Origin of the sequence: Fibrisoma montanum, from assembly GCF_003583365.1 — a bacterium.
Classification (GTDB): domain Bacteria; phylum Bacteroidota; class Bacteroidia; order Cytophagales; family Spirosomataceae; genus Fibrisoma; species Fibrisoma montanum.
Genome location: NZ_QXED01000019.1, coordinates 14,334 through 40,130, shown reverse-complemented (window position 1 = coordinate 40,130; position 25,797 = coordinate 14,334). Strand labels below are relative to the sequence as shown.

Here is a 25,797-nt window from a genome sequence, read left to right as displayed (position 1 = left end):
GATGTCTACACCAGCTTATCGGGCGTAATGGGCAGCTCGCGGATGCGTTTGCCCGTGGCATGGAATACGGCATTGGCCACGGCCGCGGCAAAGCCCACCATACCGATCTCACCAATGCCTTTCGCACCGGTCGGGCTGACAATCGGATCGGGTTTGTCGATCAGAATTACGTCCATGTCGGGCGTGTCGGCGCAAACCGGTACGTGGTATTCGGCCAGGTCTTTATTCATGTAGCGGCCAAACCGGTGGTCGATTACGCCTTCTTCCATCAGGGCCATGCCAATGCCCCAGATCGTTGAACTGAGTATCTGGCTGCGGGCCGTTTTGAGGTTCATAATCCTGCCCGCATCGACGGCCGAGACCACCCGCCTGACCTGCACCATGCCCGTTACCGGATGGACGTGCACTTCGATGAACGTAGCGCAGAACGATTTGGTCGAAAATTTCTCTTTTTCCGGGCCGCTCTTCGATTCCTTCGTTACTTCCAGCTCCGGCAGGTTGTTCAGCTTCAGAATCTCGGTGTACGACAGCCCGTTCGACCGGCCCTTGAGCCGGATGGCGTTGTCGGCAAACACCAGATCGTCGGCGCTGGCCTGGTAAAGGGCCGACCCCTGTTTATTGACGGCCAGTTCCTGCAACCGCTGTTTCAGGGCGACGCACACATCATGCACCGCCGAGCCGACCGACGCCGTGGTGTGGGAGCCGTATTGCGGGGGAGCCTGCGGAAAAGACGAGTCGCCCAGCTCGAACCGGACCTTGCTGACGTCAAGGCCCATCGTATCGGCGGCAATCTGCGTCATGATCGTGTACGTACCGGGACCAACGTCGGCGGCTGCGCTCTGCACCACCAGCAACCCGTCGGACCGGAGTTTGGCGCGGGCTGAGGCTGTGGTACGTTCGGCTTTATAAATGCCGGCGCTCATGCCCATACCGACCAGCATGTCGCCGGACCGCATCGAGCGGGGTTTGGGATTCCGTTTCGACCAGCCGAATCGCTCGGCACCGCGTTCGTAGCAGGCCCGGAGGTAGTTGCTCGACCAGGGTTTGTCGTTTTCCGGGTCCTTGTCGGCGAAGTTTTTGAGCCGTAGCGCCAGCGGATCCATGTTCAGAGCATAGGCCAGTTCATCCATGGCCGATTCCAGCGCAAACGAACCGCTGCTTTCGCCGGGACCGCGGGTCCAGCAGGGGGTACTCAGATCCAGCGGAACGAGCTTGTACACCGCGTTGAGGTTCGGTGATCTGTACAGCGACTTGGTTGGGTGAACGATCCGTTCGGTAAACTGCTCGTAGGTCGAGGTCAGGCCCATCGCTTCGTGGGTGACGCCGATCAGTTTGCCGTCGGCCGTAGCGCCCAGCCCCACTTTCTGGATCGACCGGGGGCGGTAGCCGACCATGTTGAAGACCTGATCGCGTTTCAGCACAACCTTTACCGGCCGACCTACTTTTTTAGCCCCCAGAATGGCGGCCATTTCCTGCGGCCAGATGCGCGACGAACTCCCAAAGGCGCCCCCCACGAAGGGCGAATGAACCCGGACGTTTTCTTCCTTGAGATCGAACGACTTCATAATGTCTTTCTGCGCCAGTTTCACCCCCTGCGCCTTGTTGTAGATGATCACCTTGTCGTCGGCCTCCCAGACCGCCGTGGCTGCGTGGGGTTCCATCGGGTTGTGGACGTGAATGGGGGTGTGGTATTCCCGCTCGATCCGAACCGGCGCTGTTTTGTAGGCGTCTGCTTCGCCCCGGGCGTAGTCCTCCGGCCGTTCAGGTTTGAACGCTTTTTCGGTCTGCGTTTTGATGTTGGTCTGGTGCTTGTCCTCGTTGTAAGTCACGGATACGAGCGAAGCCGCGTACGTGGCCCGTTCCAGCGTATCGGCGATGACGAGCGCCACCGGCTGGTTGTTGTAGTAGATCCGGTCGTCGTAGAACACGCGGAACTCCTGCCCATGCACCCGCGACTGCGCATTGTCCGTCCCCGCTTCGTAGCCCGGAACTTTGGGTGAGTTTTTATGCGTCACCACGGCCAGTACGCCGGGCGCTTTTTCGGCGGCTTTGGTATCGATAGCCCGGATGCGGCCTTTCGTGATGGTGCTGGTGGTCAGAACGCCAAACGTAATGCCGGGCAGGTTATACTCGGCCGCGTAGCGGGCACCCCCCGTTACCTTCAGTCGGCCGTCGACCCGGTTGAGGGGGTCGCCAATCTGGCCGGTTTTTACTGCTGATTCTTCCATGGGTTGTTTCAGGCTGGGCGAGCCGCGGTTTTAAGAGCCTCTACGATGGCACCGGGAGACATTCTGAGTTTGAAGGCATTGTGCTCATAGGCTTTGGCACCCTGCATGGCCAGGTCGGCGGCCTGCCGGAACGTAGTCTCGGTAGCGGGTTTGCCAATCAGTGCTTTCTCGGCGTCCAGCAACCGCCAGGGCTTGTGAGCCACGCCCCCCATGGCCAGTCGTGCGTTGCGAATGGTGCCGTTGCTGAGGTCCAGCGCAGCCGCCACCGACACCAGCGCAAACGCATACGAATTCCGGTCGCGTACCTTCAGGTAGTGCACATGCCGGGCGAAGCCATTGTCAGGAATGTCGAGGGCCAGGATAAGCTCACCGCGTTCGAGGTTGGTATCCCGCTCGGGCGTGTTGCCCGGCAGCCGGTGAAAATCGATGAACGGGATCCGGCGTTCGCCGGTTGGGCCCGTTACCAGCACCGTGGCATCCAGAGCTACCAGTGCCACGCACATATCACTGGGATGTACGGCAATGCAGGCCTGCTTCGGATCGCGGTCGTTGGTGCCGAAAATGGCGTGGATGCGGTTGAAGCCCGCCAACGCCCCGCAGCCCGAGCCGGGTTCGCGTTTGTTGCAGGGCAGCGCCGTGTCGTAGAAGTAATGACAGCGGGTCCGTTGCAGCATGTTGCCGCCCATGGTCGCCATGTTCCGGATCTGCGCCGATGCCCCCGCGTTGAGCGCCTGCGTCAGCAACGGCTGTTGCCGGCGGATGAGCGGATGGTCGGCTACGGCGCTGTTCAGGGCCAGCGCCCCGATGCGGATACCGTTACCCTGCCTGTCAATGCTTCGGAGCGGCAGGGCGTTGATGTCGACTACCGTTTCGGGAGCCGTTACGCCCCGCTTCATCAGGTCGATGAGGTTCGTACCACCGGCGATGAACTGGGCAGTCGGGTTGCCAGTTAAGGCCGCTACGCTGGCCTGCTGGGTGGTCGGGCGGACGTACTGAAAATTGATCATACCTTCGCCCCGCCTTTTTTGACCTCCTCAATGGCCGCGATGATATTGGAATAGGCCCCGCACCGGCAGAGGTTACCGCTCATGTATTCGCGGATTTCCGCTGCGGAGTCGGCGTGTCCTTCGCGAATGCAACCCACCGCCGACATGATCTGACCGGGTGTGCAGTAGCCGCACTGAAACCCGTCGTGCCTGATAAATGCTTCCTGCATGGGGTGGAGCTGCTCAGGGTTTTCGGCCAGCCCTTCGATGGTCGTTACCTGCCTTCCCTGCATCATCACCGCCAGACTCAGGCAGGCCAGCACCCGCTGCCCGTCTACGTGGACCGTGCAGGCTCCGCACTGGCCGTAATCGCAGCCCTTTTTAGTGCCCGTCATGTCCAGTTGCTCCCGGAGCAGATCCAGCAGCGTAACGCGGGGTTCGACGGACAACGAACGCGACGTTCCGTTGATCTCGATGACCACCGGAATCGGTTCGGCGGCCGACGAAGCACGACCGCCGAATACGGTTTCGGCGGCTTGTACGACCGATGAGGGCGCGAGGGCCAGGGCGGTTAACAGCGACGACTGCTTCAGAAAATCGCGTCGGGCCGTATGCGGTGGTTCCTGCTCGTTGCCGAACAGGACGCTGAAGGTTCTATGTTTCATCCCCGTTGAGTTACTTGCCTGTATAACCGCAGAGCGGGCAGAAGGTTAGGTAAAAGAAAAAGACCAGTGGTGTACTGGTCCTGGCAAGCGGGGTGAACGAATCGCTGGTCGGCTAATCAGCAGTTGTGGAAATGCTCAAAGAAACTGGTTCTGTAGGTTCGGCCCAATGGTACCGCCTGGCCCTGGACCTGCACCTGATAATCACTGAATGATTCTACCCAGGCCAGATTGACCGCAAACGAGCGATGTACCCGAATGAGCGTCAGGCCCGTCAGGCGTTCGAGCAGCGTGCTGAGGGGAAGCCGCAGCACGAATTTGCGACCGGACGTAACTACCGTCGAATACTTGTCGTCAGCCTCCACGTAGATAACGTCGCTCAGATAAATTCGGACAAACTGGTAATTCTGCTTAATGAAAATGTAATCGCCTTTCTGCAGAATGGCTTCTCCCTGATGGCCCGGAGAGGAGGGCCGTTTGCCGGTTTTTTTCTGAACGACTATCGGTGGCGCAAACGGAATGGCGGGAATGTGGGTAGAAGCGGGCTCTTGGTAAAGTAATGCGGACGGCTGGCCAGTCAGCAACGGGTCGGCAAGGGAATAAACTTTGGCCTCAGACGAAGTGCTTAGTTCGGGCCCTACCTGTGGTGAACCAGACTCGTCCGGGGAAATTGATGATGTAGTGCGCGCAGACATGGGGTTGAAATAGTGGGTCTATGGGTAAATCAATGCAAGTAAACCGTCAATAATGCGCTGAGTATGGCAAAGCAGGGTAATGGTTTTTTAGTGAAAATACAGATCGATTACCTGGTGAAAAGCATCACCCGTTTTATGTCTTCTAGTCAAATAAATACTTGAATAATTAAAATTTCGAATTTTGTTAGTAAGCGTAGTCTTTTGACGGATTATCAATGCAATTCCCGGGTAACAGAGCATTTACGTACCGGTTGGTGAGGGAAAGGAATCGAACAAAGAAGGCCGGCCAGTGTACACTGGCCGGCCTCACACCTGTTCACCCGTCTGATACGTAGAATTCAGTAAATGCTTTTAAGTCAGCGATTCAGATAGACGCTGCCACTGCTGGCTGCAATCTCGACCGGAACCCCACCTCCGTTAATCTTGCCGCGCACACGGTCTTTCTCGTGCGATCCGCTGAAGTTAGTCAACGTACCCACTTCAACGCGGTTGCCGCTCAGATCGAGGTCGAGCCCTTTGTTCATCGGCATTTTGACGCGCACACTTCCGGCCGTGGTGCTCAGCCGGACGTAGTCGCCCAGTTTGGTCAGGCTTACCTCGATGCTGCCGGCGCTGGTGCTGGCGTCGAGACTGCCCGATACGTTGGCCAGCCGAACCGACCCGCCCGACGTACCGGCCTTGAGCGTACCGGCGATGTCGCTGCCGCGAACACTGCCTCCGCTCGTCCGGGCGTCGATGGTGCCCTGCAGGTCATTCAGTTCGATGCTGCCGCCCGAGGTGTGCAGCCGCATTTTTCCTTCCGACGCCTGGGCGTGGATGGAGCCCCCGGACGTTTGCAGGTCGATGCGCCCATCCCGGTCGTTCCTGCAGCGGTCGAGGTGGATGCTGCCGCCCGATGTCTGGCCGCTGATGTCGCCCTCGACTTTGGTCAGGTGCAGGCTGCCCCCGCTGGTCCGGAAATCCTGGTTGCCGGCGATGTCGCTGAGCCGGATGCTGCCGCCCGACGTGCGCAGGGTCGTCGATACGGTACGGGGCGTGTAGATTTTAAAACCGATGCTGAGCGAGCGTTTCCAGTTGTTGTCGTTTGACCGGCGTTTGGCCGTGGCGATGATCGTGCTGCCTTCCTGACGGATGTTGACATCGTACTCTTTCAGGCGCTCTTCAATCTCGGCTTTATCCAGTTCGTTGCGGCCGTTCCAGTTGTTGGGCCGGACGTACAGTTCGACTTTGGCACCACTGCCGGAGGTGCCTTCGACCGTCAGGCTACCTCCCGAGGTTTCGGCGCGTACGGCGCTGATGGTACCCGTGAATGTTTTGGTGTCGTAGGGCTTCGTATCGTCGTCCAGGCGTAGCGTCAGGCTGGGGTCAGTAGTAAAAGCGCTGAACGTAATGGCGCCGGCGCCGAGGAGGGAAAGGATAAACTGGTTGCGTTTCATGGCGTATTTAGTAAGTACACGACTTGGTTTGGTTGAAAGATGCAAAAGCAGGACAGTTCGTTGCGTCCTTACCCCTATGCGTCCTGCATTATTTTGGTACAAGGGGCATGCCAGCTCCCGAAAACCCTGTTATTGAACAGCATGGCGCTATCTGTCAACCCCTGTTGTTCAAAAATGGACATGTTGTGTACGCTTTCGAACAGCCGTTATCGCGATGATTTTGTTTTTCTGGCCGGTTTGGTGGCCACCGGAGGAGCCAGCTCGCGGAGAGCCGCGTCAAGCGCCGGGTCGCGACCGGCCAGTACGTCGGCTGCGGTCGGGCGGATCAGGATGTCGGGCTGAATGCCTTTGCCGACCCACTCGGTGCCGTCGGGGAAGGCGTCTCGTTTAGTGCAGACCCGGGCCATGATGCCGCCCGGCAGCGAAAAGCCCAGCGGCTGACCGGTACTGCCACCGGTTGGTTCGCCAATCAGCTTACCGCGTTTCATAGCGGCAAACGCCACTGTGAAGTCTTCGGCGGCCGAGAAGGTCATGCCGCCGATGAGGACCGCCACCGGTTTGCTGAACAGCTTTTCGCGATTGGCCGCCCACGTATTGCCCGTGTCGACCGGTTCGAACAGGACGTTTTCGCCCCGGGCCCGCCGAACCGGGCTGTACACACGCGAACGGTAGCTACCCGTAGCGAAGGGTTTATCCGTCAGGTAGCTGAGGATATTCCAGCCGTTGCCCGAATCACCACCGCCATTTTGCCGAACGTCCAGAATCAGCGCGTTGGCAGCCGCAATCGTGTCGAAAGCCGCCACGAAGCGTTTAAATCCCCTGTTACTTTCAAACTCGTTGAGCTGGACGTAGGCGACGTTCCCCGGCAGGTACTTAATGATCACCGATTCGACCGGGGTTAGTGTTGAATAGCCACTACGGGGTAACGCGCGACTGAACGTCTTTCCCCTGGCGTCGCGGAACATTACCGTCACCGGCCGATCTTTAGGACCTCGCAGCAGCTGATAGCCGTACGTCTGTACATCGATGTTCTGGGGTGTTGAGCCGCTCTGATACGGCCGAACGTAGCGGTCGGCATAGTCACGAACCGGTAAGCCGTCGATCTGCACAATCTCCAGACCCGGAATAATGCCGGAACGCATCAGGCTGTCGTGCCGGACCTGCTGCACAAATACCCGGCCTTCGACCAACTGAGCCACTACGGGTGGCCGGAACGCCACCGAGTCGGCCAGTGGACCGCTTGGCGCCCAGACATCCGTATGGCCGTCGCGGAGTTGGGCGTAGAACTGCTTCAGCACCCGGTAGTAGGCCACCGTATTAGGCGTGGCGCGCACTTTGGGCAGGTATTCCAGATATAGCCTGTCCCAGTCAACATCGGGGATATGATCGAAATACGCGAAGTTGTACTTGGCTTCCGCCCACATCTTTGACAGCCCGGCTACCTTCTCGTCGTCGCTGAGGTTGGGTTGATAGGGTGTTGTCAGCGCTTTCGACCGGAACGTGTTGATCCCAGCAGCGGCCTTGTCCAGAATTGGTTTAAGGGCTGGGTCCTGCCGAACTGAAGTTAGGTAAGAGTCGTCGAGAATCCAGGGGGCGTACACATCGGCAAACTCCGGTGTCAGCAACTGCTGGAGTGAAGCCACTGCCGCCGGTTGATCGTTGAGCCGACTCTGTATGCGTGATAAGTCGTACAGGATGTCGGTCTTACGGTAATACAACGATTTGTTAGTTTTGGTCAGCGCCAGAATATCGGGGCGTTGGTAGTAAGCCAGGGCTTCCTGCAACACCTGAGCCCCCTTTTTGAGGCTGTCGGTTAGGGGTGTGGTACTGGTACCGATGATCTGGCGAACCCGGGCCCGTTCGTTCTGAAGGTACTGATACGCCTGATTGGCCGTTGGGGTGGTCTGAGCGGTGCTTACCAGCGGCCATAACAGCAGCAGGCAGGCGCATCGACATAAAAACATTGAGTAAAGGAGGTTTAGGTTTTAGGCAGGTGAAAATACGGCTTTTTTCGACCTACGTATCAATGCACATGAATTTCCACGCGCCGGTTTTTCGACCGATCAGATTCGGTGTCGTTGCCCGCTACCGGTCGGGTGCAGCCGTAGCCTTTGGCACTCAGCCGACTCTCCTCGATGCCGTGCCGAACCAGGTAGCTCATCACCACTTTGGCCCGGTACTCCGACAGCGACTGGTTGAGCCGCGGATCGCCTACGTTGTCGGTATGCCCACTGATCACAAGCTGCACCGCTGGATGGCTGCGCAGGGCCTGCACCAGTTTGTTCAGTTCGAGGTACGATTCGGGCAGCAGGATGTAGCTGCTCTGCTGGAACATGACGTTCTGAAGAACGAGCGTCTGCCCCGACTCCAGCCGGGTGAACGTAACGGGCGGTTGTTCGGCTACGGCGGGCGGATCTGCCTGAGCGGTGGTCGTCGGGATTGGTTTACTGGTAACTACCGCTGGTGTACTCGCCGGCGATACGTTGGGTTTGGGCGTTGGGGGCGTCGTCTTGCCGGCTGCCGATACGGCTGGTTTAGTCGGGGTTAGCTTCTTCGTGGTAGGCCGGGGCGTGGTAGCGGTCACCGTCGGCGTAGTGGTCACTGGCTGCGGTTTGGGGGTCGGTCTGGCGGCTACGGCCGGCTTGGGTCGGGGCGGCATGATCAGATATTGGGTAGCAATCAGTTGTTTGGGGCCGATGGGTGTATTGTCGGCTCCGATCATTTGCCAGTACAGTTTGATTTCACCCTCCAGAATATCGTTGTAATAGTCAATGCGCAGGTCGTACAGACCACCCCCTCTCAGCTTCACCTTACCCGTAAACGTCACGTTGTCGTGCAGCCCCCAGGCATCGATGATGGTCCGGTTGCCTACCCACAGCCGGATGCCGTCGTCGACTTCGGCTGTAAACTGATACGTCGCGTCGGTGGGGGGGCGAAGCAGACCCGTCCAGCGAATCGAGTAAAATTCCGTGCCGATGCCCCGACCGGGACTCGTGCCCCGCCAGTTGAAGTTGATCTGCCGGTCGTTGCGGATAAACACCTTCCGGTTAAAGTTCGGGCCGTCGTAGTATTCACCCCGCAGCCCCTGCTGCTGGGCGTTGACGCCGTGAACCAGCAGGGCCAGCAGCGCCATCAGGGTAAAGGTTTTCATAACAGGAGGAAGCATTTGACCAGAAGAAGGTAGGCAGAAAAACGACGCGGCCGGCTGGATTTACACCGGTGGTAAAAGTGCCACCCTGAGCTGCCTGACGGGTGTCCGGTCGGTTAACGGCCCGACGGTCTACCGGACCTGAATTTCGACCCGTCGGTTTCTGGCCCGGTCCGATTCGGTGTTGTTGCCGGCCACCGGACGGGTACCGCCGAAGCCTTTCGCGTCGAGCCGGTCTTCGGCAATGCCGCGACGGATCAGGTAGTTCGCTACAACTTTGGCCCGGTTCTCCGACAGGGCGAGATTGAGCCGCGGGTCGCCTACGTTGTCGGTATGGCCGCTGATGTCAAGCCGGGCTGCCGGGTGTTTTTGAAGCGCCTTCAGCAGCCGGTTCAATTCCGCGTAGGATTCGGGTCGCAGTACGTAGCTGCTCTGCTCAAACAGGACCTGCTGCAACACCACCGTCGTACCGGCGGTCAGCGTTTCGAACGTATTGATGGGGTTGCTGCTTTCGGCCGTAGGTGTGTTGAGCGTTTTGGCTGCCACCGGTTGACCAACACCGGCTGTTTTGGGGGGAGTGGGGCGCAGCGACCGCGTAGCCGTCGCCACGGATTTGCTGGTCTTGGCCGCTACGTTGTTTTTGGCCGCAACGGGTTTAGGTGCCGCTACCGCCGGACTGGCTTTAGGTTTAGCCGGTAATGACGGAACAAGAAAATTGGCTGGAATAATATCCGGAAACGCCGTCGATGCAATTCGCTTGTCTACAGGTAATTTCCAGAACAGGTTGATGATGCTGCCTTTCCAGTCATTGTAGTACTCAACTTTCAGATCATAGTAGTTGCCGGCTTTGAGGATGATTTCACCCACGAATTGAGTGTCATCCTGCTTGCGCCACTCATCGATTACCTTTTTGCCGCCAACCCAGACCCGTACGCCATCGTCGACCGTCGCGCTGAACTGGTATTTGCCCGACCGCGGGGCGTAGAGCTTACCGGTCCAGCGCACCGAAAAATACTCGCGTGGCACGCCCGGGCCGGGCATCTGCCAGTTCCAGTCAAAACTTACCTGCGGATCAATTCGGGTGAGCACTTTTCGCTCAAAGTTTGGTCCGTTGAAATACTCACCTTTCAGGCCGTGCGTAGCCGCCTGTCGGTTGGATGGCGACTGTGCTGAACTACTTCCCGAAACCACAACCCAAAGCACAACCAGAAAACCACAAGCGCGACACATAGCAAGGCTGTTTACGTGATACCTGAAAGGTAACGATCCTGATGCTGAACTCCTTCCCGGTGGCTAAGTTGTGTTGCCTTCTGCGGGAAGTATCCTTGGCGCGAAGTATATGATTAAAGAAATCAAGGGTGTGCATCACCGAAGCAGTAACAACGCTCCACTATGTTTACGAACACCGCCCACCGGCGATTCGAAAAGGATTTGATATGGATAGACGCCAACGTCGGCCGCTTCGCCCCGAAAGGTTCCGTCCCAGCTTACCGAGGAGTTCTGGTTTGACTCGTTAGTTCCGTAAAAGATAACCTGACCCCATCGGTTGTATACGATCAACAGCCTGACTTGCTTTACGCAGGGGCTTGATAAGATGGTAAACTGGTCATTGATACCATCGCCGTTCGGTGAAAAAGAATTGGGGACATTAATAGTGCACGGAACTACCTGAACACGCATGGTTTGAGACGCTTCGCAGCCTGAGTCAGCTATTCGGGCAGTCAGCCGGTATTGAGTTGTTTGGCCGGGCTTTGCCCAGGTGACAGCACAAGTGGGGCAGGATAGGCCATCGGTAGGCGACCAACTGTACGCATAATTGGCTCCGCCCGGAACAAGAGCTTTTAACTGAATACTATCGCCCTGTACAACCAGTGTGTCCTGAAAGGAGCCCAGATCAACCTGCTGAACCACGAGATGGGTGGTCACTACGCTGTCGCAGAGGGGAGCCGCCCGACGAAAGCGGGTCTGGTACGTGCCAGTGGTTGTGTAGGTGCTGTCGCCTACAACTAAGGTATTGCCGATGCAGATGGTTTTACTTTGAGTGGAATTCACCGGAGGCAGCACCGTCAGTTTTGTTACGATCACGCTGTCACAAAGGGGTGCTGGTCGTTTGATGACGGTTCGGTATGTACCCGAACGTGTATATACAGAGTCACCAACTTGGTACGATTCTCCGGCGCATAGGCTAATGGTTTGGCTGGTAGGTACGAGTTCCTCTTTAACTTCGTAGGGGAGCATAAGCTCAACAGAGCAATCCGATCTGAGCGTAGACTGAGACCGGACTTTCACCCAATAACGATCACCTATCCGTGGAACGACTGTAATAGTTGCCGTGGTGTCTCCTGTACTCCATTGATACTGATCGAAGCCTGTTGGAGCCGACAAGGTTGTAGTAGTGTCTTGTTGCGAACAAAATGAAGCGGCCGTTACAGCGGCTTCGAGACACCGGGCGTCAAAATAAGCATATCCGAAATGTGCGCCGTCTGTACAACCATGAGCAGTCACCTCAATCGTTAGTTGTTGGCCGATGTAAGGACGCAGATCAACTATGCAGTTGGTCCAGTTCAGATATATCAAACCGCCTTGCTTAGTAAACCCAGCAGTCTGATTGCTTGCAGAAGCTTGGTAATAGCCGCATGGAATTGTATCACCCTGTGGTGTACGTATCAGTAAACGAAAGGCTGGCTGTTGGTAAGGTTTATGATTAGGGTTTTGTAATACCACCGCAAACCGATAAAGTAATAAAGGTGCATCGGCACTTACTCGCAGCGTTGAGCGGAGTTGATCAGCGGTACTACCAATTGCTGACGTTCCAAGTCGAACAGAATGCTGGCTTCCTGGGGCTACTACCGGTATCTGCTCATTGATAAATGGATCATAGCCATCGGTAATTTTGGTAATCGTATGCCCGAAAAGGCCGGTGCCCAGATGTTCGCTGCCTGATCGTAAACTGATGAAAAATACTTTTTGGGCTGAATCTGCAGGATAGCCTATCCACCGCTCCCAGCCTCTGAAGGTACCTTCTTCAAAGCCAATATTGCTACAGTCAACGGGCTGGCTATAACCGACTACGCCAGCGAACAGGTATACCCAACCAAGTACCAGGAGCCGGATCATACTTCCGAGTTTTCTGGAGAACGGCGGTAAGCAAAACTTAGTATACCGGTTGTGTTAAGAAATGTACTTAGTGTAAGGTGATCTAATTCTGCTGCGCAGGGCGATTTTGAGGCAGAGCGAAGCATGATGAACTTCATCCCTGGAAAAACTGATCGTGTTATGGAAGCAGCCGTTGAACAGTTATCCGATTACGAACGCGAGCCGCACCGGCGGACCGTGGGTAAGCCCAAGCCTGATACTATTCATGCAGCTATTAAAGCTAATTTGTCCTTTGAACTAAAACTGCGTTACCGTCAGACATATCGTATAATGAGTGAGGTGTCGTTGGCGACACAACCAGATGGGTCTACGCCCGATGTTGCTGTTTACCCTGGCTTTGAGTTAGATTACGCAAATCGTTCTGCTAAACGCAATGATCCTCTTATCTGTATCGAAATTCAATCACCTTCGCAGAGTCTTGAACATATGGTTGATAAAACTAATGTTTACTTCGACTTTGGCGTCAAATCCTGCTGGATTGTGCTGCCAAGTATCAAAGCCATTATGGTGTACACCGAACCGGATCGTTATGTTTTCTTTCACCATGAGGATACGTTGACCGATCCAAATACGGGTATTGAACTGCCGCTGGCGGCTGTCTTCGCCTGATTACTCCGTTCGCAGGCTGTCCGTTGGATTGGCCTGCGCAGCCCGGTACGTTCGGAGGCCAATCGTCAGGCCGCCTATTACCAGCAATACGCCCACGCACAGTCCAAACGTTTCGAAACCGACCGTAACCCGATAAGGGAAATAAGACAGCAGCGCTGTACCGGCTAAATAACCCAGCGGGTAAGAAACGAGTCCGGCAATGAGCAGCAATTTCACGAAACTCCACGATAGGAGCGCAACAATCTGCGCCACCGTAGCCCCCATCACCTTCCGGATCCCTACCTCCTTGATCCGCATCTGGGTGTTATACGTCACAATGCCCAACAAGCCAAGGCAAGCAATGGACAGCGCCATCCCGATGAGTAATGACAGCAGGTTTAGGGTTTCTCTGTTGTCGTATTTTCGGGACAGCTGGTCGTCGTACCATTCGCCCGTGAAGGGTTCGTAGGGCAGCAGACGCTTCCAGATGCGCTTTGTTTCGGCCAGTACCGTTTGTTCGGCACCCTGCGCTACGGCAACGCTAACGTAGCGAAACTGGCGCGGTTGATGAACCAATAGGAGCGGCTTGATCGGTTGAGTTAGCCAGCCAAATCTGAAACTTTTCAGTACACCCGTAATCTGTACCTCGGTGCTGTCGTTCAACCACAAGGAACGACCGACAGCCTCGACTGGATTGCCCAATCGAAACGTTCGTACGGCTTCTTCGTTAAGTAACGCGAACCGAGATGGCTGTCCGCGTAATGCCGCTCCATCAGGGGTAGGTAGATTCCGGCCGGCCAGGAGCGTCAGGTCCATGGTCTGGAGAAAGTTGGAATCAACGGCCACCAGAGCGGCTTGTGCGGAATCACGACCGTTACGTTCGCGACGTATGTACTGCGAGTCGTTCAGTTCGCTCAGCAGGTCTGAGGTGGCCGTTACCCGCTCTACGCCCGCTAACTGATTCAACGCACTGATCATCCGCTGCGCGGACTGGTCGTCGATGCGAATGGTCAGGAGTCGGTCGCGCCGAAAGCCATAGTCGGCCGTGGAGAAGAAGTGGAACTGTCGGACTATACTCACTAAGACGATCATAGCGACGAGTGAGATGGTAAATTGAACGACAATCAGCGTTTTGCGAAACGACAGGCCTCGTATCACGCGCAGGCCGGTATAGCTCCTGAACACCTGGGCCGGCTCGAAGCCGGAGAGTATCCGCGCCGGAGCCAAGCCGGCCAGTAAACCGACGATCAGCGTAAAGCCGATTAAGAGCAGCCACAGGTGGAAGTCCCACTTCAGTCTGATCATAAACTGATACTGCGGCAGCGGCATGGTGCGGATAACTTCAGCCATGCCGTACGCTAACCCCAGCGCCAACAGCGCCAGTATAACGGATTCGGCCATGAACTGCCCCATCACCTGCCAGCGCAAAGCCCCGACCACTTTTCGGATGCCGACTTCACGGGCCCGACCAATGGAGCGGGCCAGGGTCAGGTTAACGTAATTAAAACCCGCCAGAAGCAACGTAATCAAACCTATGAAGAACTCGCCCACTAAATCTTCGTACGTGCATTCGTTGATCAATGACCGGCTTAGCCGCTCACGCGAGGGCGAGATCCGGGTAAGTGCCTGGGTCCTTAGGCTGTAGCGGGATCCGTTGGGCGAACGCAGGTCTCGGTTTGCCCGTCCCGAAATAGAAGATAGCACCCTTTCCAGGTTGTTGGCCGAAGCTGAAGGGTTCAGCAAGACATACGTATAGCCATTGTCGTACTGTTGCCAGCCCCAGAATGGATCTTGTGGATCAGGGTTTTGATAAATCGTGAGGGAGATGAGCGCGTCAAACCTGAAATGGGTATTCAACGGCAAATCGGCTAAGACGCCCGTGATGGTTAATGGGCCTAAACTTCTGTGAGTAAGTACGTTGCCGACAACATCTGATGAGCCAAAGAAGCGTACGGCGGTTTTGTGAGTAAGTACAATCGTACGGGGTTCGGTGGCCGGGCGACCTTTTTCCAGCGGGAAATTGAAAAGCCTGAAAAAGCCGGGGTCAACGGCAAAGTTATCAACGTTGAGTCGTTTGTTGTTCCCCGTCATCTCTTCATCCGGCACTTCCATGACGCGGACAGCCTCGTCGACGAAGCTGTAATCGCGCTTCAGAGCCGGAGCCAGCGCCAATGGTGAGGTGGCATACACCGCCCGGCCGCTGGTTCGGTTCGTTACGTCGGTGATGACGCGGTACGTGCGGTCGCGGTTTGGGTGAAAATTGTCGTAGTCGAATACACCCTTGATGTGCGCGACGGCCAGAAAACACACGACCAACCCCGATGCCAGGCCGAACACATTGATTGCCGAAAACAGCTTGTGTTTCCACAGGTTGCGCAACGCAACAAGGCAGTACGACCGTAGCATGGAGTGGGTGGTTCAGGTTGAATTGAGCAATATACGGTCGAAACACTACTCCGGCCGTACTTTCCGAATGGTTACGTCGCCGATGACCAGGCCTTTATCGACATGCGCGTCACCAGTGTATTTTACGTCCGATTCGCCGAAAGCCGTGACGCCGATCCGGTTCGATGCGTACAGCCTCAGTTTACTATCGCCGTAGAGGCTGGTCGAAACGTTCTGCCCGATCAGGTTTTCGGCGTCTATCTCGCTTTCGCCGTACACGCGATACGTCTGTTCAGTAGCCTGCCCGGACTGGATGGTAATCCGGTTTTCGCCGTATACCGAAGCGATCAGCCGGTCGGTTTTCAGCGACGATAACGTAACGTTGGCCTGGCCGTAAACGCGCAGCCGGAACACATCGGCCTTGATTTCGCTCTGGCAGGTAGCCTCTTCCTCCCCCCGAATTTCCAGTTCGTTCAGTTGCCGGTACGTAACGTAAGCGGTTACTTTCACGCTCTTGTCGTAGATCGGTTCTTTATACGAGCTATGGCCGTCGTCGTACCTGCGCTGTTTGACGGTAATCTTGGCATCGTCGAGGAAGATACGCAGGGTGTTGCCGTCAACGTAGCAGTTTACCTTGTCGGGTGCAATGTTTTCGTACTCCAGCCGGGCGCTTTCTGCGTCACCGGCCACCAGAACCAGACGAACCATAGGGCTGACAATGACTTTGTCGAACGAGGGCAGTGACTTGACGGCTGGCGTTTGCGCCAGGGCTGTTGTTGCGATGACGCAAACGAGGGCAATTGTTTTCAGTAAAGCGTTCATAGATAGTATTCTGATTTGGTTGATCGTGACCGGAATCTACTCCGCCCGCAGGCTGTCGGCTGGGTTGGCCAGGGCAGCGCGGTACGTCCGGATTCCGATGGTTAAGACACCTAACACGAGCAGTACCCCTACGCACAATCCTAAAGTTTCTGCACCGATGGCAACGTGGTAGGCAAAATTGATAAGGAACGCATAACCAGCCAGATACCCCAACGGCATAGCAATAGTGGCCGCAATGAGTAAGAGCTTCACAAAATCGCGGGACAACAGCCAGACGATCTGGCGAACCTCAGCCCCCATCACCTTACGCACACCCACCTCCTTGACGCGGGTCTGGGTGTTGTAGGTGACCATGCCCAGCAGCCCTAAACAGGCGATGGAGAAGGCGAGTGCAATGAGCAGGCCCATGAATTCAATATCTTCTGCGTGGGAATGTCGCTGGCGTAAAAAATCGTCGTACCACCACCCCATAAACGGCTCATAAGGAGCAAGTTGCTTCCAGATACGTTTCACATCGGCCAGTACGGCGTCTTCTGAACCGGCCGCTACGCTAACGGTCAGATAGCGGAACTGGCTCGGTTGGCTACGAAGCACCAACGGTTTGATGGACCACGCAAACGTGGTAAACCGAAAGTCTTTCAGAACACCCGCTATCGACACTTCGGTGCTGTCATTCAGCCAGAGCGACTGCCCAACGGCTTGCTGCGGACTGCCGAGCCGAAACGCTTTCACGGCTTCTTCATTGATAAGCACCAGGCGGCCGGACGTATCGGCGGTGGCGACTGGTACGTTCTGGCCGGCTAATAGGGTCAGGCCCATTGTAGGCACAAACTGGTCATTGATTGACCAGCTAAACGCCATGGACGAGTCCTGTCCGGATCTTTGGCGCTTTATCATTTGTGTATCACCGAATGAGCCGAACAGCTCTGACGTGGCCGCGACCCGTTCAACCCCGGCCAGCCGGTTCAGTTCATTGGCTAACCGTTGCGGTGGTACGTCGTTGAGCGGAAGCGTAAGGACCCGCTCGCGTCGGAAGCCGTAATCGCCCGTTGCCATGTATTGCTGCTGACGCGTCATTGTAAGCAGGCTAATCATGCAGATCATCGAAATGGTGAACTGGATCACAATAAGCGATTTGCGAAGCGACAGCCCGCGAATGATCCGCAGCCCGGTCTGACTGCGTAACACCTGGGCTGGTTCAAAACCGGATAAAACCCGGGCTGGGACAACCCCGGCCAGCAGTCCCGCCACGATGCTGAACAGCACAAAAGCCGTCCATAAAGGCCAGTCCCATGTAACGCCCCCGATAAGCCATTGCTGCACAAAGGCCATTGGTTTCACCAGCTCCAGCATCAGCACCGACAAGCCCAGCGCCAGCAGGGATAGCACGACCGATTCCGCCATGAATTGGCCCACAACCTGCCAGCGAACGGCGCCGGCTACTTTCCGGATGCCCACCTCGCGGGCGCGGCTCAGTGAGCGAGCCAGCGTCAGGTTGATGTAGTTGAAAGCGGCCATCAGCAGGGTAATCAGGCCCACGCCCATCTCGACCAGCAGCCCGCCGACTTGCTTCTCGTACGTCGAGTGCATAAGCTCTTCGCGCGAAGGCGACAACTGCGTCAGGGCCTGCACACGAAGGCTGTAGCTTTTCTCCTGCCTGAAAGACAGTTTATCCGTTGCTCGTTTCGTAAGGGCGGGCAATACGTTCCTGAGTTGGTCGGCAGCTATTCCCGGCTTGAGCAGAACATACGTGTACCCATTCTGGTACTGTTTCCAGTCCTGAAAGACACCCGGCAACATCGTCTTGCCCGACGTAGCCAGCGAGAACAGCAAATCGAACTTCAGATGTGAATTAGCGGGGGTATCGGCCAGGACGCCGGTGATGGTCAGCGGTCCTATGCCTTCCTGCTCGACAACCTGTCCGACGGGATTGGCCGTGCCGAAGAAGCGCTCGGCGGTCTTGCGGGTCACTACGGCGGTGCCGGGTTCGGTAGCCGGGCGTCCTTCGGCCAGCTGGTAATTAAAGATGGTGAAGAAGTCGGGATCAACCGCAAACGAAAGGATGTCGCTGAACCGCTTATGGTTGCCGCTGAATTCGCCATAGGTACGCACAATCCGGGAGGTGGCCTCCACGAAATCGTAGTCCCGTTTGAGGGCGATTCCCAACGGCATGGGCGACGTAGCAAACGCCACCCGGTTGTTGTCCTTATACACCACATCGGTCAGGATGCGGTAGATGCGGGCGCGGTTTGGGTGAAAGTTATCGTAGTCAAACGTGCCTTTGATGTGCGCAATGGCCAGCAGACACACCGTCAGCCCCGACGCCAGACCGAAGACGTTGATAAACGAAAACAGCTTGTGTTTCCACAGGTTACGGATGGCGATTTTGAGGTAGTTCTGAAGCATGGGATACCTGGGGGATGGCTGAGCGGATAACCGTATCGCTCAAATCGCATACCATAATGGACAAGTCGCTCAAAATCAAGATAATAGCTGATATGTAAACTAAAAAATGTCCGCAACTGGACATCATATACGTTCAGTTGCGGACAGCTTCAGAGGGTATACTCCAGCTAAGCAGCTAGCCTACGGTTTATCCCACCAGAGGGGTGTCGACAGTGGGACATCGTCCGGGACGTTTACGCCATTTTTCGACGTTTCGCCATTCGGGTAGGCCACCCGACGAATGAACGTAGGCAGGGCTGCGTTGAGAGGCAGCGTAAACCCTTTATAGCGGTAATCGTACCGGCGGGCGTCATTCCACGCTTCTGGATTCAGGTACGTGGTGACGTATTTCTCCTTGAAAATCAAATCGAGTGTGAGTCCATTCGCGCCAACCCCAACCGCCGGATTGGCCAGGTACGCATCACGGGCGGCTGCCGCTACGCCAAGTTTATCCATATTGGCCCGAATGCCCGCCAGATAAGCAGCATAGGCCCGTGCCCGGTCGCCCGCCCGGAGAGCAGCTTCTGCCTCCACAAACTTCATCTCCGAGTAAGTCACAATCAGCAGCGGGGAGGCATCACCGCTCAGGGGCGAATTCAGCGAAATATAGACTTCATCTTTAGTCGTGTTGTTGCCGCCCACGTTGCCCTGACCGTTTCGGGTGCCGACGTAGGTGTTATTAACCGTTCTGTCCGTAATCTTCTCGATGCGGGGGTCAACAATGCCGTAGGTCGTGCCGTTCAGGTGGTTAACCAACTGCGTCGACAACCAGCCGTCCAGCAACAGGTTTGCATTGTTGCGGGCTACCTGCGCCCACGGATTCCGCAGCTGGAAAGAAGCCATCTGGGCGTCATCTGCATTCGATGTATACGATTTGGAAACCGCGTCGAGAACAGCCGCCGGATCGTAGCTGCTCTTCTTTGAAATCTTATTCAGCATCCTGGCTCTGAGCGCGTGGGCCGTTTTAATCCAGGCGGCCGTGTTGCCTTTGTGGATCAGATCATTAGCCGCCACCAGCTTGATCCGCGAATCAGTTTTTGCCAGTTCCGTAAGGCTCTCGTTGAGCAGGTTCAGCGCGGTCGTGTACAGCATCTCTTCCGAATCGTACGTCGGTGTGAGCGTTGTGCCATCGAAGGCATTCGAAAAGGGGGCTGCCCCGAACGTATCAGCGATCAGATTAAGGTGATACGCCAGCATGACATCCGCCACACCCACGTATTCCGAAGCGCCCTGTTCCCGGGCCTGTAACTTCATGTCGCGCAGATCGGCGAGGGCAAAATAAATGTAATCCCAGGTGGCGGTGTAATCCGTAACCTGGTACGTGTCAGTTGACCCGCCGGCAGTCGGATTTGCCAGATGCTGGACAAAATAAGACGTGAAGTTTGCCACCCGCTGCGAACTGAACGCGGTTTTCTGCGTTGTGGTCGACAGCAACGCGCTCAGGGGTGGGTTAGAAATCAGACTTGGGTTGGTGTCCAGTTTAAAATAATTCTGACAGCCGCTTGTTCCGCCAAGCAGCAGAACCGCCAGCGCGAACGTTGTATATCGAGTATGAAATTTCATGAGTTGCGTTGTGAAAGAAGTGATTAAAAACCGGCATTCAGGGTGAACAGGACGCTCCGGACAGCCGGGTAAGTGAACCCGGTGAAGCCGTCGACGTTGCTGCCGCTGTTGAACGAACTGGTTTCGGGGTCGTAGCCGCTGTATTTGGTCCACAAGGCGAGATTGTTGCCTGTTACGCTCAGCGTCACATTTTTGACGAACGAGTTTCGGAATAGGGACGTAGGGAGCGCATACGTAATTCCTGCCGAGCGCAGCCGTACCCACGATGCGTCTTCGATGAAGTTTTCGGATACCCCCCGGTGGATGTTCCGGTAGAAACCGTTCGTATAATCGACGCCGTCCGGGCCTCTGCCCTGACCGAGCCAGACGGCCTTGGTGTTCGGTGTTCCGTCGGCCAGAACGCCCTCAAACACCTTGGTCGTGTTGCGGTCTTCGGTGTATTCGGCGATGCCGAACGCGGAGAAGAAGTTGCCCAGCTGGTTGTAGCGATCCTGACCCACGCGGGCGTCGAAGAGAGCTGTCAGCGTGAAATTGCCGTAGCGCAGGGTGTTGTTCAACCCACCGATCCAGTCGGGCTGCGAGTTGCCCAGAATCTTCTGGGTCGTGTTGATCACCGGAAAACCATTCGCACCAATCACGATCGGGCGGCCGCGATCCAGTTCGGGCGAGGCATTGGCTTCGGCTGCGTTGGGGTAGTAGCGCTGGTAGCTGCGACCGTAGAGGTTGCCGTACGGATAGCCCGGTACGAGCCGCATGGTGACGCTTGAACTCAGATAGCCGAATTGGTTGGCGTAATTGATCTCGGTCAGGCCTTCGCGAAGGCTCAGGATTTTGTTCCGGTTGGCCGAAAAATTCAGGTTAACGTCCCAGCTCAACTTACCCGTCTGAACCGGCGTTGCCCGCAGAATCAGTTCAATACCCCGGTTCCGCATGGAGCCGGAGTTGATTGCGGCCTGCACGTAGCCCGTCCCCGACGATACGTCTACCCGGATGATCTGGTCCCGGCTGAGGGAGTTGTAATACGTCAGATCCAGCCCAAGCCGGTTGTTGAAAAAGCCCATTTCCAGCCCGGCTTCGAACGTATCAGTGAACTCAGGGCGCAGATTCGGATCGCCCAGCAGCGAACCCCGCGTGAAACCGGTCAGGCCGGAAGGCAGTGTGGTGTAAGCCGCATACCCCGTAACGGTCGAGTAGGGGGCCGCGTCCTTGCCGATCTGTGCGTATGAGGCCCGCAGCTTTCCCAGACTGATGAATTCAGGCATTTTGAACTGCTGCGAGAAAAGGTAGGAAAGGCTGGCCGACGGGTAGAAGAACGAATTATTGGGGGCCAGCAGCGACGAGGTGATGTCGTTCCGGCCGGTCAGGGTCAGAAACAGGTAATCACGGTAATCCAGGGTCAGTTCGCCAAATACACCCATCAGGCGGTAATCCTCGTCGTTCTGAACCGTCCGGACTGTCTTGGCATTGCGCAGGTCGAAATAGTCGTACACGGTCAGCTCATTCCCTTCCGCACCGAAACTCCGGATGCGCCGGTCGTACAGGTCATGACCCAGACGAAAGGTAGTGTTGACATACTGGCCCAGTTTGGTGCTGGCGCTGGCCGTGAACGTCGACGTAATGGCCCGAAAGTTAGTATTGTATTGATACACAAAGCCCAGACCATTGTCCTCAAAGACCCGCTCACCCGCCAGGCCAGTCGGCCCCGGGGCTGTACGAAGACGATCTTCTGAATACGTATCCAGACCGACCCGGTAGTTCAGCGAAAGCCACTTAAAGGGACTGTAGAGGAAGTTCAGACCACCTACGAGCCGGTTTACGTTGTCGCGGAGTTTGTTGGTGTAAGCGCCGTAGATCGGGTTACCATTACCGTAGCTGTTCTGCGTGCCGTCCGGCTTGATATAATCCCGTACGTCGTAGCGCGGAGACCAGTAGCTCAGGCTCTCGTTGAACCGGTCGGCGTTGTAGCGGTCGCCACCCGAGTTGATGTAGTTCAAGGAGGTGTTGACCCCGAATTTTTCGCTCAGTTTGACGTTCGTGTTTAGCCGAACCGACAATTTATTGAAGTTCGTAAACGGAATTACGCCTTCGTGGCGCAGATGGCCGATGGACGACAAAAACGTGATCTTGTCCGTGCCACCGGTAAACGACAGGTTGTTCTGGTATTGTTTCCCCGTCTGATAAGCGTCCCGGAAGTGATTGTACAGCCGCTGCGGGTGCGTCGGATCAATCCGGATGGCTTCTTCCACGGTTGGTCCCCAGGAAGGAAAGAAGTCTTGTGGATTATATACACCCGCGTAGCCAATCGTGTACTGATCCTGTACTTCCGGGTATTTGTTAACGTTCTCGATGCCGAACGTGCTGTTCAGATTCGCCCGGAACGCACCGGCTTTTCCTGATTTGGTGGTGATCACCACCACCCCGTTCGCTCCCCGCAGACCGTACAGCGCCGTTGCTGCCCCGCCTTTCAGAATGTTAATCGTTTCAATGTCATCCGGGTTAATATCGGCCGCCCGGTTGGTAGCGCCCCGCAGTTCGGCACCTGAGCCAAAAGTCGACGTAGTATTGTCCAGCAGAATCCCGTCGACCACAAACAAAGGCTGGTTATCGCGGCTGGCATCGAGCGAGTTGATGCCCCGAATGAGGATACGGGCACCTTGTCCGGGTGCGCCACCCGTGTTGGTAATGGTCACGCCGGCGACTTTTCCCTGGAGCGCACTAACGACGTTGGTCTGCCTGTTTTGGCTGATTTCGGCCGCATCGACGCTTTGAGTAGCGTAGCCCAAATCTTTTTTCTGGCGGCTGATGCCCAGGGCCGTAACTACCACTTCGTTGAGTTGCTGATTGTCCTGCTTCAGCACAAGATTGATGCTGGTCCGGTTCCCGACGGTAATCTCCTGAGTTTGAAAGCCGATGTAGCTGAAGACCAGTACGGCATCGGTCGAATTGACCCGCAGCCGGTACTGGCCACTCGCGTTGGTTTGCGTACCCGTAGACGTACCTTTTACGGATACGTTTACGCCGGGCAGGGGAGCGTTATCCCCTTCGGCCGTCACAATACCGCTTACGTCGATCGGCTGCGCCATGACCTCCAGAAAACAGAGAGAAAAGGCAATAGCCATACAGACTCGTAATAAGTTTTTCATGTTGATTAGTAAAGATTAAGAATAAAGTAAAAGCCAATAGTACGTAAAAATAAGGCCTTCGTTAAGTATTGCAAGTATATCGAAAAGGCAAAGAATATTTGGGCCCTGAGTTGCAGGGATATAGAGTATAATGACAAAATGGGGGCTCTTTTACTCCGTTCGCAAACTCTTCACGGGATTCATCAGCGCGGCCTTGATACTCTGAACGCTCACCGTTATCAAGGCAACCAATATAGCCAGAAGCCCCGCCAGGGCAAATACTGACCACTCGATATCAATCTTGTACGTATATGCTTCCAGAAACCGGCTCATCGCGTAATAACCAATGGGTACAGCAAGGATAAAGGCAAGAAGAATAAGCCGAAGGAGGTCCGTTGATAACAGCGTTATAATATTGACAACCGTAGCGCCCAGCACTTTCCGCACGCCAATCTCCTTGGTACGCTGCGTTACTACGAACGATACCAGACCGAACAGGCCCAGGCAGCCGATGAAGATGCCGACAATGGCGAGCAGTGTCAGGAAGTTGATGAGTTTTCGTTCGTCTTCGTAAAACGTTCGGAGGGTATCGTCCAGGAATTTTGGATCGTAGTAGTGGTTCGGAAACAGTGCTTTCCAGTGCTGACCGATATGCGCAAGAGCGGCCGTTTTCTGCTTTGGATCAATGCGGATACTGGCTTCCTGGAAATTCCAGTCAGCGTACAGAAACACGTGCGGCACAATACTCGACTTCAGGCTCTGCGAATGATAATCTTTCACGACACCCATGATGGTAAAGGGTTTGTCGTAGTAGAGATTAATACGTTCACCGATTGCGTTTTCGGGCGTTCTAAACCCCAGATCACGCGCGGCTTTTTCATTGATAATTGCTACGGTGTTCGTATCGGCGCGTGTCCAGGACCGACCCGCCACCAGCGGTATCCCGAAAAAGCGGAAGTAGTTTGTATCGACGTACTGAGTCCGGAACTCGTACTCGCCGTTGGGCAGGTTCCGGTGACGTACCGTACCCCACCACCAGTTACGGTTGCTCGACGGCGTCGTTAAGGCAAAAGCTACGTCTTTGATTGCCGGATGCTGCTGCAGTTGCCGGCGGAGCCGCTCCCGCAGAACCGCGTTCCCTTTGTCCGGCATGCGGACGGTCACGACGGCTTCTTTACTGAACCCCAGATCGGTCTGGTAGAAGTAGCGAATTTGTTTTGTGCCGATCAGCGTGCAAATGACCAGTACCTGAGCAATAACAAACTGCGTAACGACCAGCACCTGACGTAGCGAAATCCGGCCGCGATCCGGCGTACTTAACCGGCTCCGAAATACCCGTACCGGCTGGAAGCCCGATAACACCAGAGCCGGATAACTACCCGCCAGCAGGGTTACGATACTACCAAGCAGTACCAGGAATAGCAGGGTGTTCTGGTCCCAGACGGTTGATTGCGCTACCTGCGTCGTCAGTAAGCGATCGGCGTAGGGGAGCAACTGCATAGCCAGCATCCCGCCTGAACTGATGGACAGGAAAACCAGAAAAGCGGTCTCGCCAAAAAACTGCGTAATCAACTGGGTCCGGCTGCTGCCCAGCACTTTCCGAACAGCGATTTCGCGGCTACGCCGTACGGCCTGCACCGTGGCCAGGTTTACGAAATTAATGCCCGCAATGACGATCAGGAACAAGCCGATGCTGGTCAGGGTATACAGCATCCACTGCGGTATGACGTAGTTATATGGATCCGCATCACTCTGTGTGTCGCGGTGTACGTCGACCAGCGGGAGCAGTTCGTAGCCGCTGCGTTTTGATTCGTTCTGGTGCTGAGCCGCCAGCTTTGCCAGCGTGGCTTCTACGGCCGATTTGGATGCTCCCGGTTTCAGTAATACGTAGCCGTGGTGCATCGAATCACCCCCGCCCCAATAGTTTTCATTGGCATACTCTGGCTCAATCCGTTTCAACGTTTCGCGGGAGGCCAGCACCTGAAACTGAAACTCCGAGTTAACCGGCATTTGATGGATGATGCCCGATACGGTCAGGTCGATGTTACCCCGAACGCGAAGGGTCTTACCGACCGCATCGCCATTCTTGAAAAGCCGTTGGGCGGTCGGTTCATCGAGCACCACCTGATACGGCTGGCTAAGCGACTGTCCAGGGGAGCCGCTGATCCACTCGGCATCAATCATGTCGAAGAACTCGGGTGGCGCAAAGAACACATGCTTTATGTTGTAGACCGCCTGGCCAACCTTTAAGCCATCTGAGTCGATAGCGCGCGTGTTTGCCGCTTGCTCAACGCCAGGAACTTGTTCTTTCAACGCCTTGATAACGCCCTGTGGAACGTGCGAGCCTTTATCGCCGTACGGAGCTTTATAAATGAGCCGGTAGAGCCGGTCGGCGTTCCGATGGTAGCGGTCGAAACTATACTCAAACCGCACAATCCAGAAGAGCACGATAGCCACACCAAGACCGAGCGTCAGGCCGGTCAGGTTGATCAGCGCGTAGCTTCGGTCACGGAGCAGCGTGCGCCAGGTGGTTTTGATATAGTTGGTTAACATGGTTTTTT

16 protein-coding genes are annotated in these 25,797 nt (G+C 55.9%); 1 reads left to right on the top strand and 15 read right to left on the bottom strand.

The genetic code is table 11. The features are described 5' to 3' along the window. Positions 1-5: 5 nt before the first annotated feature. From DYU11_RS32305 to DYU11_RS32265, 9 genes are all read right to left on the bottom strand, one after another. The gene (locus DYU11_RS32305; protein WP_119671890.1) at positions 6-2,228 is read right to left on the bottom strand and encodes a xanthine dehydrogenase family protein molybdopterin-binding subunit; all 2,223 of its coding nucleotides are present in this window, start codon (positions 2,226-2,228) and stop codon (positions 6-8) included. Positions 2,229-2,236: 8 nt separating this feature from the next. Further along, on the bottom strand, positions 2,237-3,235 hold the full coding sequence (locus tag DYU11_RS32300; protein ID WP_119671889.1) for an FAD binding domain-containing protein: 999 nt from the start codon (positions 3,233-3,235) through the stop codon (positions 2,237-2,239). Continuing rightward, on the bottom strand, positions 3,232-3,879 hold the full coding sequence (locus DYU11_RS32295; protein WP_119671888.1) for a (2Fe-2S)-binding protein: 648 nt from the start codon (positions 3,877-3,879) through the stop codon (positions 3,232-3,234). The genes DYU11_RS32300 and DYU11_RS32295 overlap by 4 nt, the downstream gene beginning before the upstream one ends. A gap of 116 nt (positions 3,880-3,995) precedes the next feature. After that, a complete protein-coding gene (locus DYU11_RS32290; RefSeq protein WP_119671887.1) occupies positions 3,996-4,571 on the bottom strand; it encodes a LytR/AlgR family response regulator transcription factor in 576 nt (191 codons plus the stop codon). A gap of 356 nt (positions 4,572-4,927) precedes the next feature. Further along, complete coding sequence (locus DYU11_RS32285; RefSeq protein ID WP_119671886.1) at positions 4,928-6,007, bottom strand: DUF4097 family beta strand repeat-containing protein; 1,080 nt, start codon at positions 6,005-6,007, stop codon at positions 4,928-4,930. A 206-nt stretch (positions 6,008-6,213) separates the two neighbouring features. Further along, positions 6,214-7,971, bottom strand: a complete 1,758-nt coding sequence (locus DYU11_RS32280) for a S41 family peptidase (RefSeq protein WP_119671885.1) — start codon at positions 7,969-7,971, stop codon at positions 6,214-6,216. Between the two features lie 59 nt (positions 7,972-8,030). Continuing rightward, positions 8,031-9,158 (bottom strand): PA14 domain-containing protein, encoded by a 1,128-nt coding sequence (locus DYU11_RS32275; protein ID WP_119671884.1) that lies wholly within the window; start codon positions 9,156-9,158, stop codon positions 8,031-8,033. A gap of 129 nt (positions 9,159-9,287) precedes the next feature. Further along, positions 9,288-10,385: a PA14 domain-containing protein gene (locus DYU11_RS32270; RefSeq protein ID WP_119671883.1), complete on the bottom strand. Its 1,098-nt coding sequence runs from the start codon at positions 10,383-10,385 to the stop codon at positions 9,288-9,290. Between the two features lie 135 nt (positions 10,386-10,520). Then, positions 10,521-12,272, bottom strand: a complete 1,752-nt coding sequence (locus DYU11_RS32265; RefSeq protein ID WP_119671882.1) for a T9SS type B sorting domain-containing protein — start codon at positions 12,270-12,272, stop codon at positions 10,521-10,523. Between the two features lie 159 nt (positions 12,273-12,431). On the opposite strand from DYU11_RS32265, the gene DYU11_RS32260 reads away from it, so the two are divergent. After that, positions 12,432-12,920, top strand: coding sequence for a Uma2 family endonuclease (locus DYU11_RS32260; protein WP_119671881.1), 489 nt, complete (start codon positions 12,432-12,434; stop codon positions 12,918-12,920). On the opposite strand, the gene DYU11_RS32255 is transcribed toward DYU11_RS32260, so the two are convergent. The 6 genes from DYU11_RS32255 to DYU11_RS32230 form a co-directional block, all read right to left on the bottom strand. Beyond that, the gene (locus DYU11_RS32255) at positions 12,921-15,305 is read right to left on the bottom strand and encodes an ABC transporter permease (protein ID WP_119671880.1); all 2,385 of its coding nucleotides are present in this window, start codon (positions 15,303-15,305) and stop codon (positions 12,921-12,923) included. It lies immediately after the preceding gene. 45 nt (positions 15,306-15,350) lie between these two features. Continuing rightward, positions 15,351-16,106: a head GIN domain-containing protein gene (locus DYU11_RS32250; RefSeq protein ID WP_119671879.1), complete on the bottom strand. Its 756-nt coding sequence runs from the start codon at positions 16,104-16,106 to the stop codon at positions 15,351-15,353. 36 nt (positions 16,107-16,142) lie between these two features. Further along, positions 16,143-18,512 carry an ABC transporter permease gene (locus DYU11_RS32245; protein WP_119671878.1) on the bottom strand — a complete coding sequence of 790 codons (2,370 nt, stop codon included), beginning with the start codon at positions 18,510-18,512 and terminating at the stop codon, positions 16,143-16,145. A 180-nt stretch (positions 18,513-18,692) separates the two neighbouring features. Beyond that, a complete protein-coding gene (locus tag DYU11_RS32240; RefSeq protein WP_119671877.1) occupies positions 18,693-20,114 on the bottom strand; it encodes a SusD/RagB family nutrient-binding outer membrane lipoprotein in 1,422 nt (473 codons plus the stop codon). Positions 20,115-20,137: 23 nt separating this feature from the next. Then, positions 20,138-23,257, bottom strand: a complete 3,120-nt coding sequence (locus DYU11_RS32235) for a SusC/RagA family TonB-linked outer membrane protein (protein WP_119671876.1) — start codon at positions 23,255-23,257, stop codon at positions 20,138-20,140. A 150-nt stretch (positions 23,258-23,407) separates the two neighbouring features. Beyond that, a complete protein-coding gene (locus DYU11_RS32230; RefSeq protein WP_119671875.1) occupies positions 23,408-25,789 on the bottom strand; it encodes an ABC transporter permease in 2,382 nt (793 codons plus the stop codon). Between the last annotated feature and the right edge of the window lie 8 nt (positions 25,790-25,797).

Bases quoted from the DNA above. Each gene is read 5' to 3' on its own strand.
- DYU11_RS32305 (WP_119671890.1), bottom strand. From the start codon at position 2,228: ATGGAAGAATCAGCAGTAAAAACCGGCCAGATTGGCGACCCCCTCAAC.
- DYU11_RS32300 (WP_119671889.1), bottom strand. From the start codon at position 3,235: ATGATCAATTTTCAGTACGTCCGCCCGACCACCCAGCAGGCCAGCGTA.
- DYU11_RS32295 (WP_119671888.1), bottom strand. From the start codon at position 3,879: ATGAAACATAGAACCTTCAGCGTCCTGTTCGGCAACGAGCAGGAACCA.
- DYU11_RS32290 (WP_119671887.1), bottom strand. From the start codon at position 4,571: ATGTCTGCGCGCACTACATCATCAATTTCCCCGGACGAGTCTGGTTCA.
- DYU11_RS32285 (WP_119671886.1), bottom strand. From the start codon at position 6,007: ATGAAACGCAACCAGTTTATCCTTTCCCTCCTCGGCGCCGGCGCCATT.
- DYU11_RS32280 (WP_119671885.1), bottom strand. From the start codon at position 7,971: ATGTTTTTATGTCGATGCGCCTGCCTGCTGCTGTTATGGCCGCTGGTA.
- DYU11_RS32275 (WP_119671884.1), bottom strand. From the start codon at position 9,158: ATGAAAACCTTTACCCTGATGGCGCTGCTGGCCCTGCTGGTTCACGGC.
- DYU11_RS32270 (WP_119671883.1), bottom strand. From the start codon at position 10,385: ATGTGTCGCGCTTGTGGTTTTCTGGTTGTGCTTTGGGTTGTGGTTTCG.
- DYU11_RS32265 (WP_119671882.1), bottom strand. From the start codon at position 12,272: ATGATCCGGCTCCTGGTACTTGGTTGGGTATACCTGTTCGCTGGCGTA.
- DYU11_RS32260 (WP_119671881.1), top strand. From the start codon at position 12,432: ATGGAAGCAGCCGTTGAACAGTTATCCGATTACGAACGCGAGCCGCAC.
- DYU11_RS32255 (WP_119671880.1), bottom strand. From the start codon at position 15,305: ATGCTACGGTCGTACTGCCTTGTTGCGTTGCGCAACCTGTGGAAACAC.
- DYU11_RS32250 (WP_119671879.1), bottom strand. From the start codon at position 16,106: ATGAACGCTTTACTGAAAACAATTGCCCTCGTTTGCGTCATCGCAACA.
- DYU11_RS32245 (WP_119671878.1), bottom strand. From the start codon at position 18,512: ATGCTTCAGAACTACCTCAAAATCGCCATCCGTAACCTGTGGAAACAC.
- DYU11_RS32240 (WP_119671877.1), bottom strand. From the start codon at position 20,114: ATGAAATTTCATACTCGATATACAACGTTCGCGCTGGCGGTTCTGCTG.
- DYU11_RS32235 (WP_119671876.1), bottom strand. From the start codon at position 23,257: ATGAAAAACTTATTACGAGTCTGTATGGCTATTGCCTTTTCTCTCTGT.
- DYU11_RS32230 (WP_119671875.1), bottom strand. From the start codon at position 25,789: ATGTTAACCAACTATATCAAAACCACCTGGCGCACGCTGCTCCGTGAC.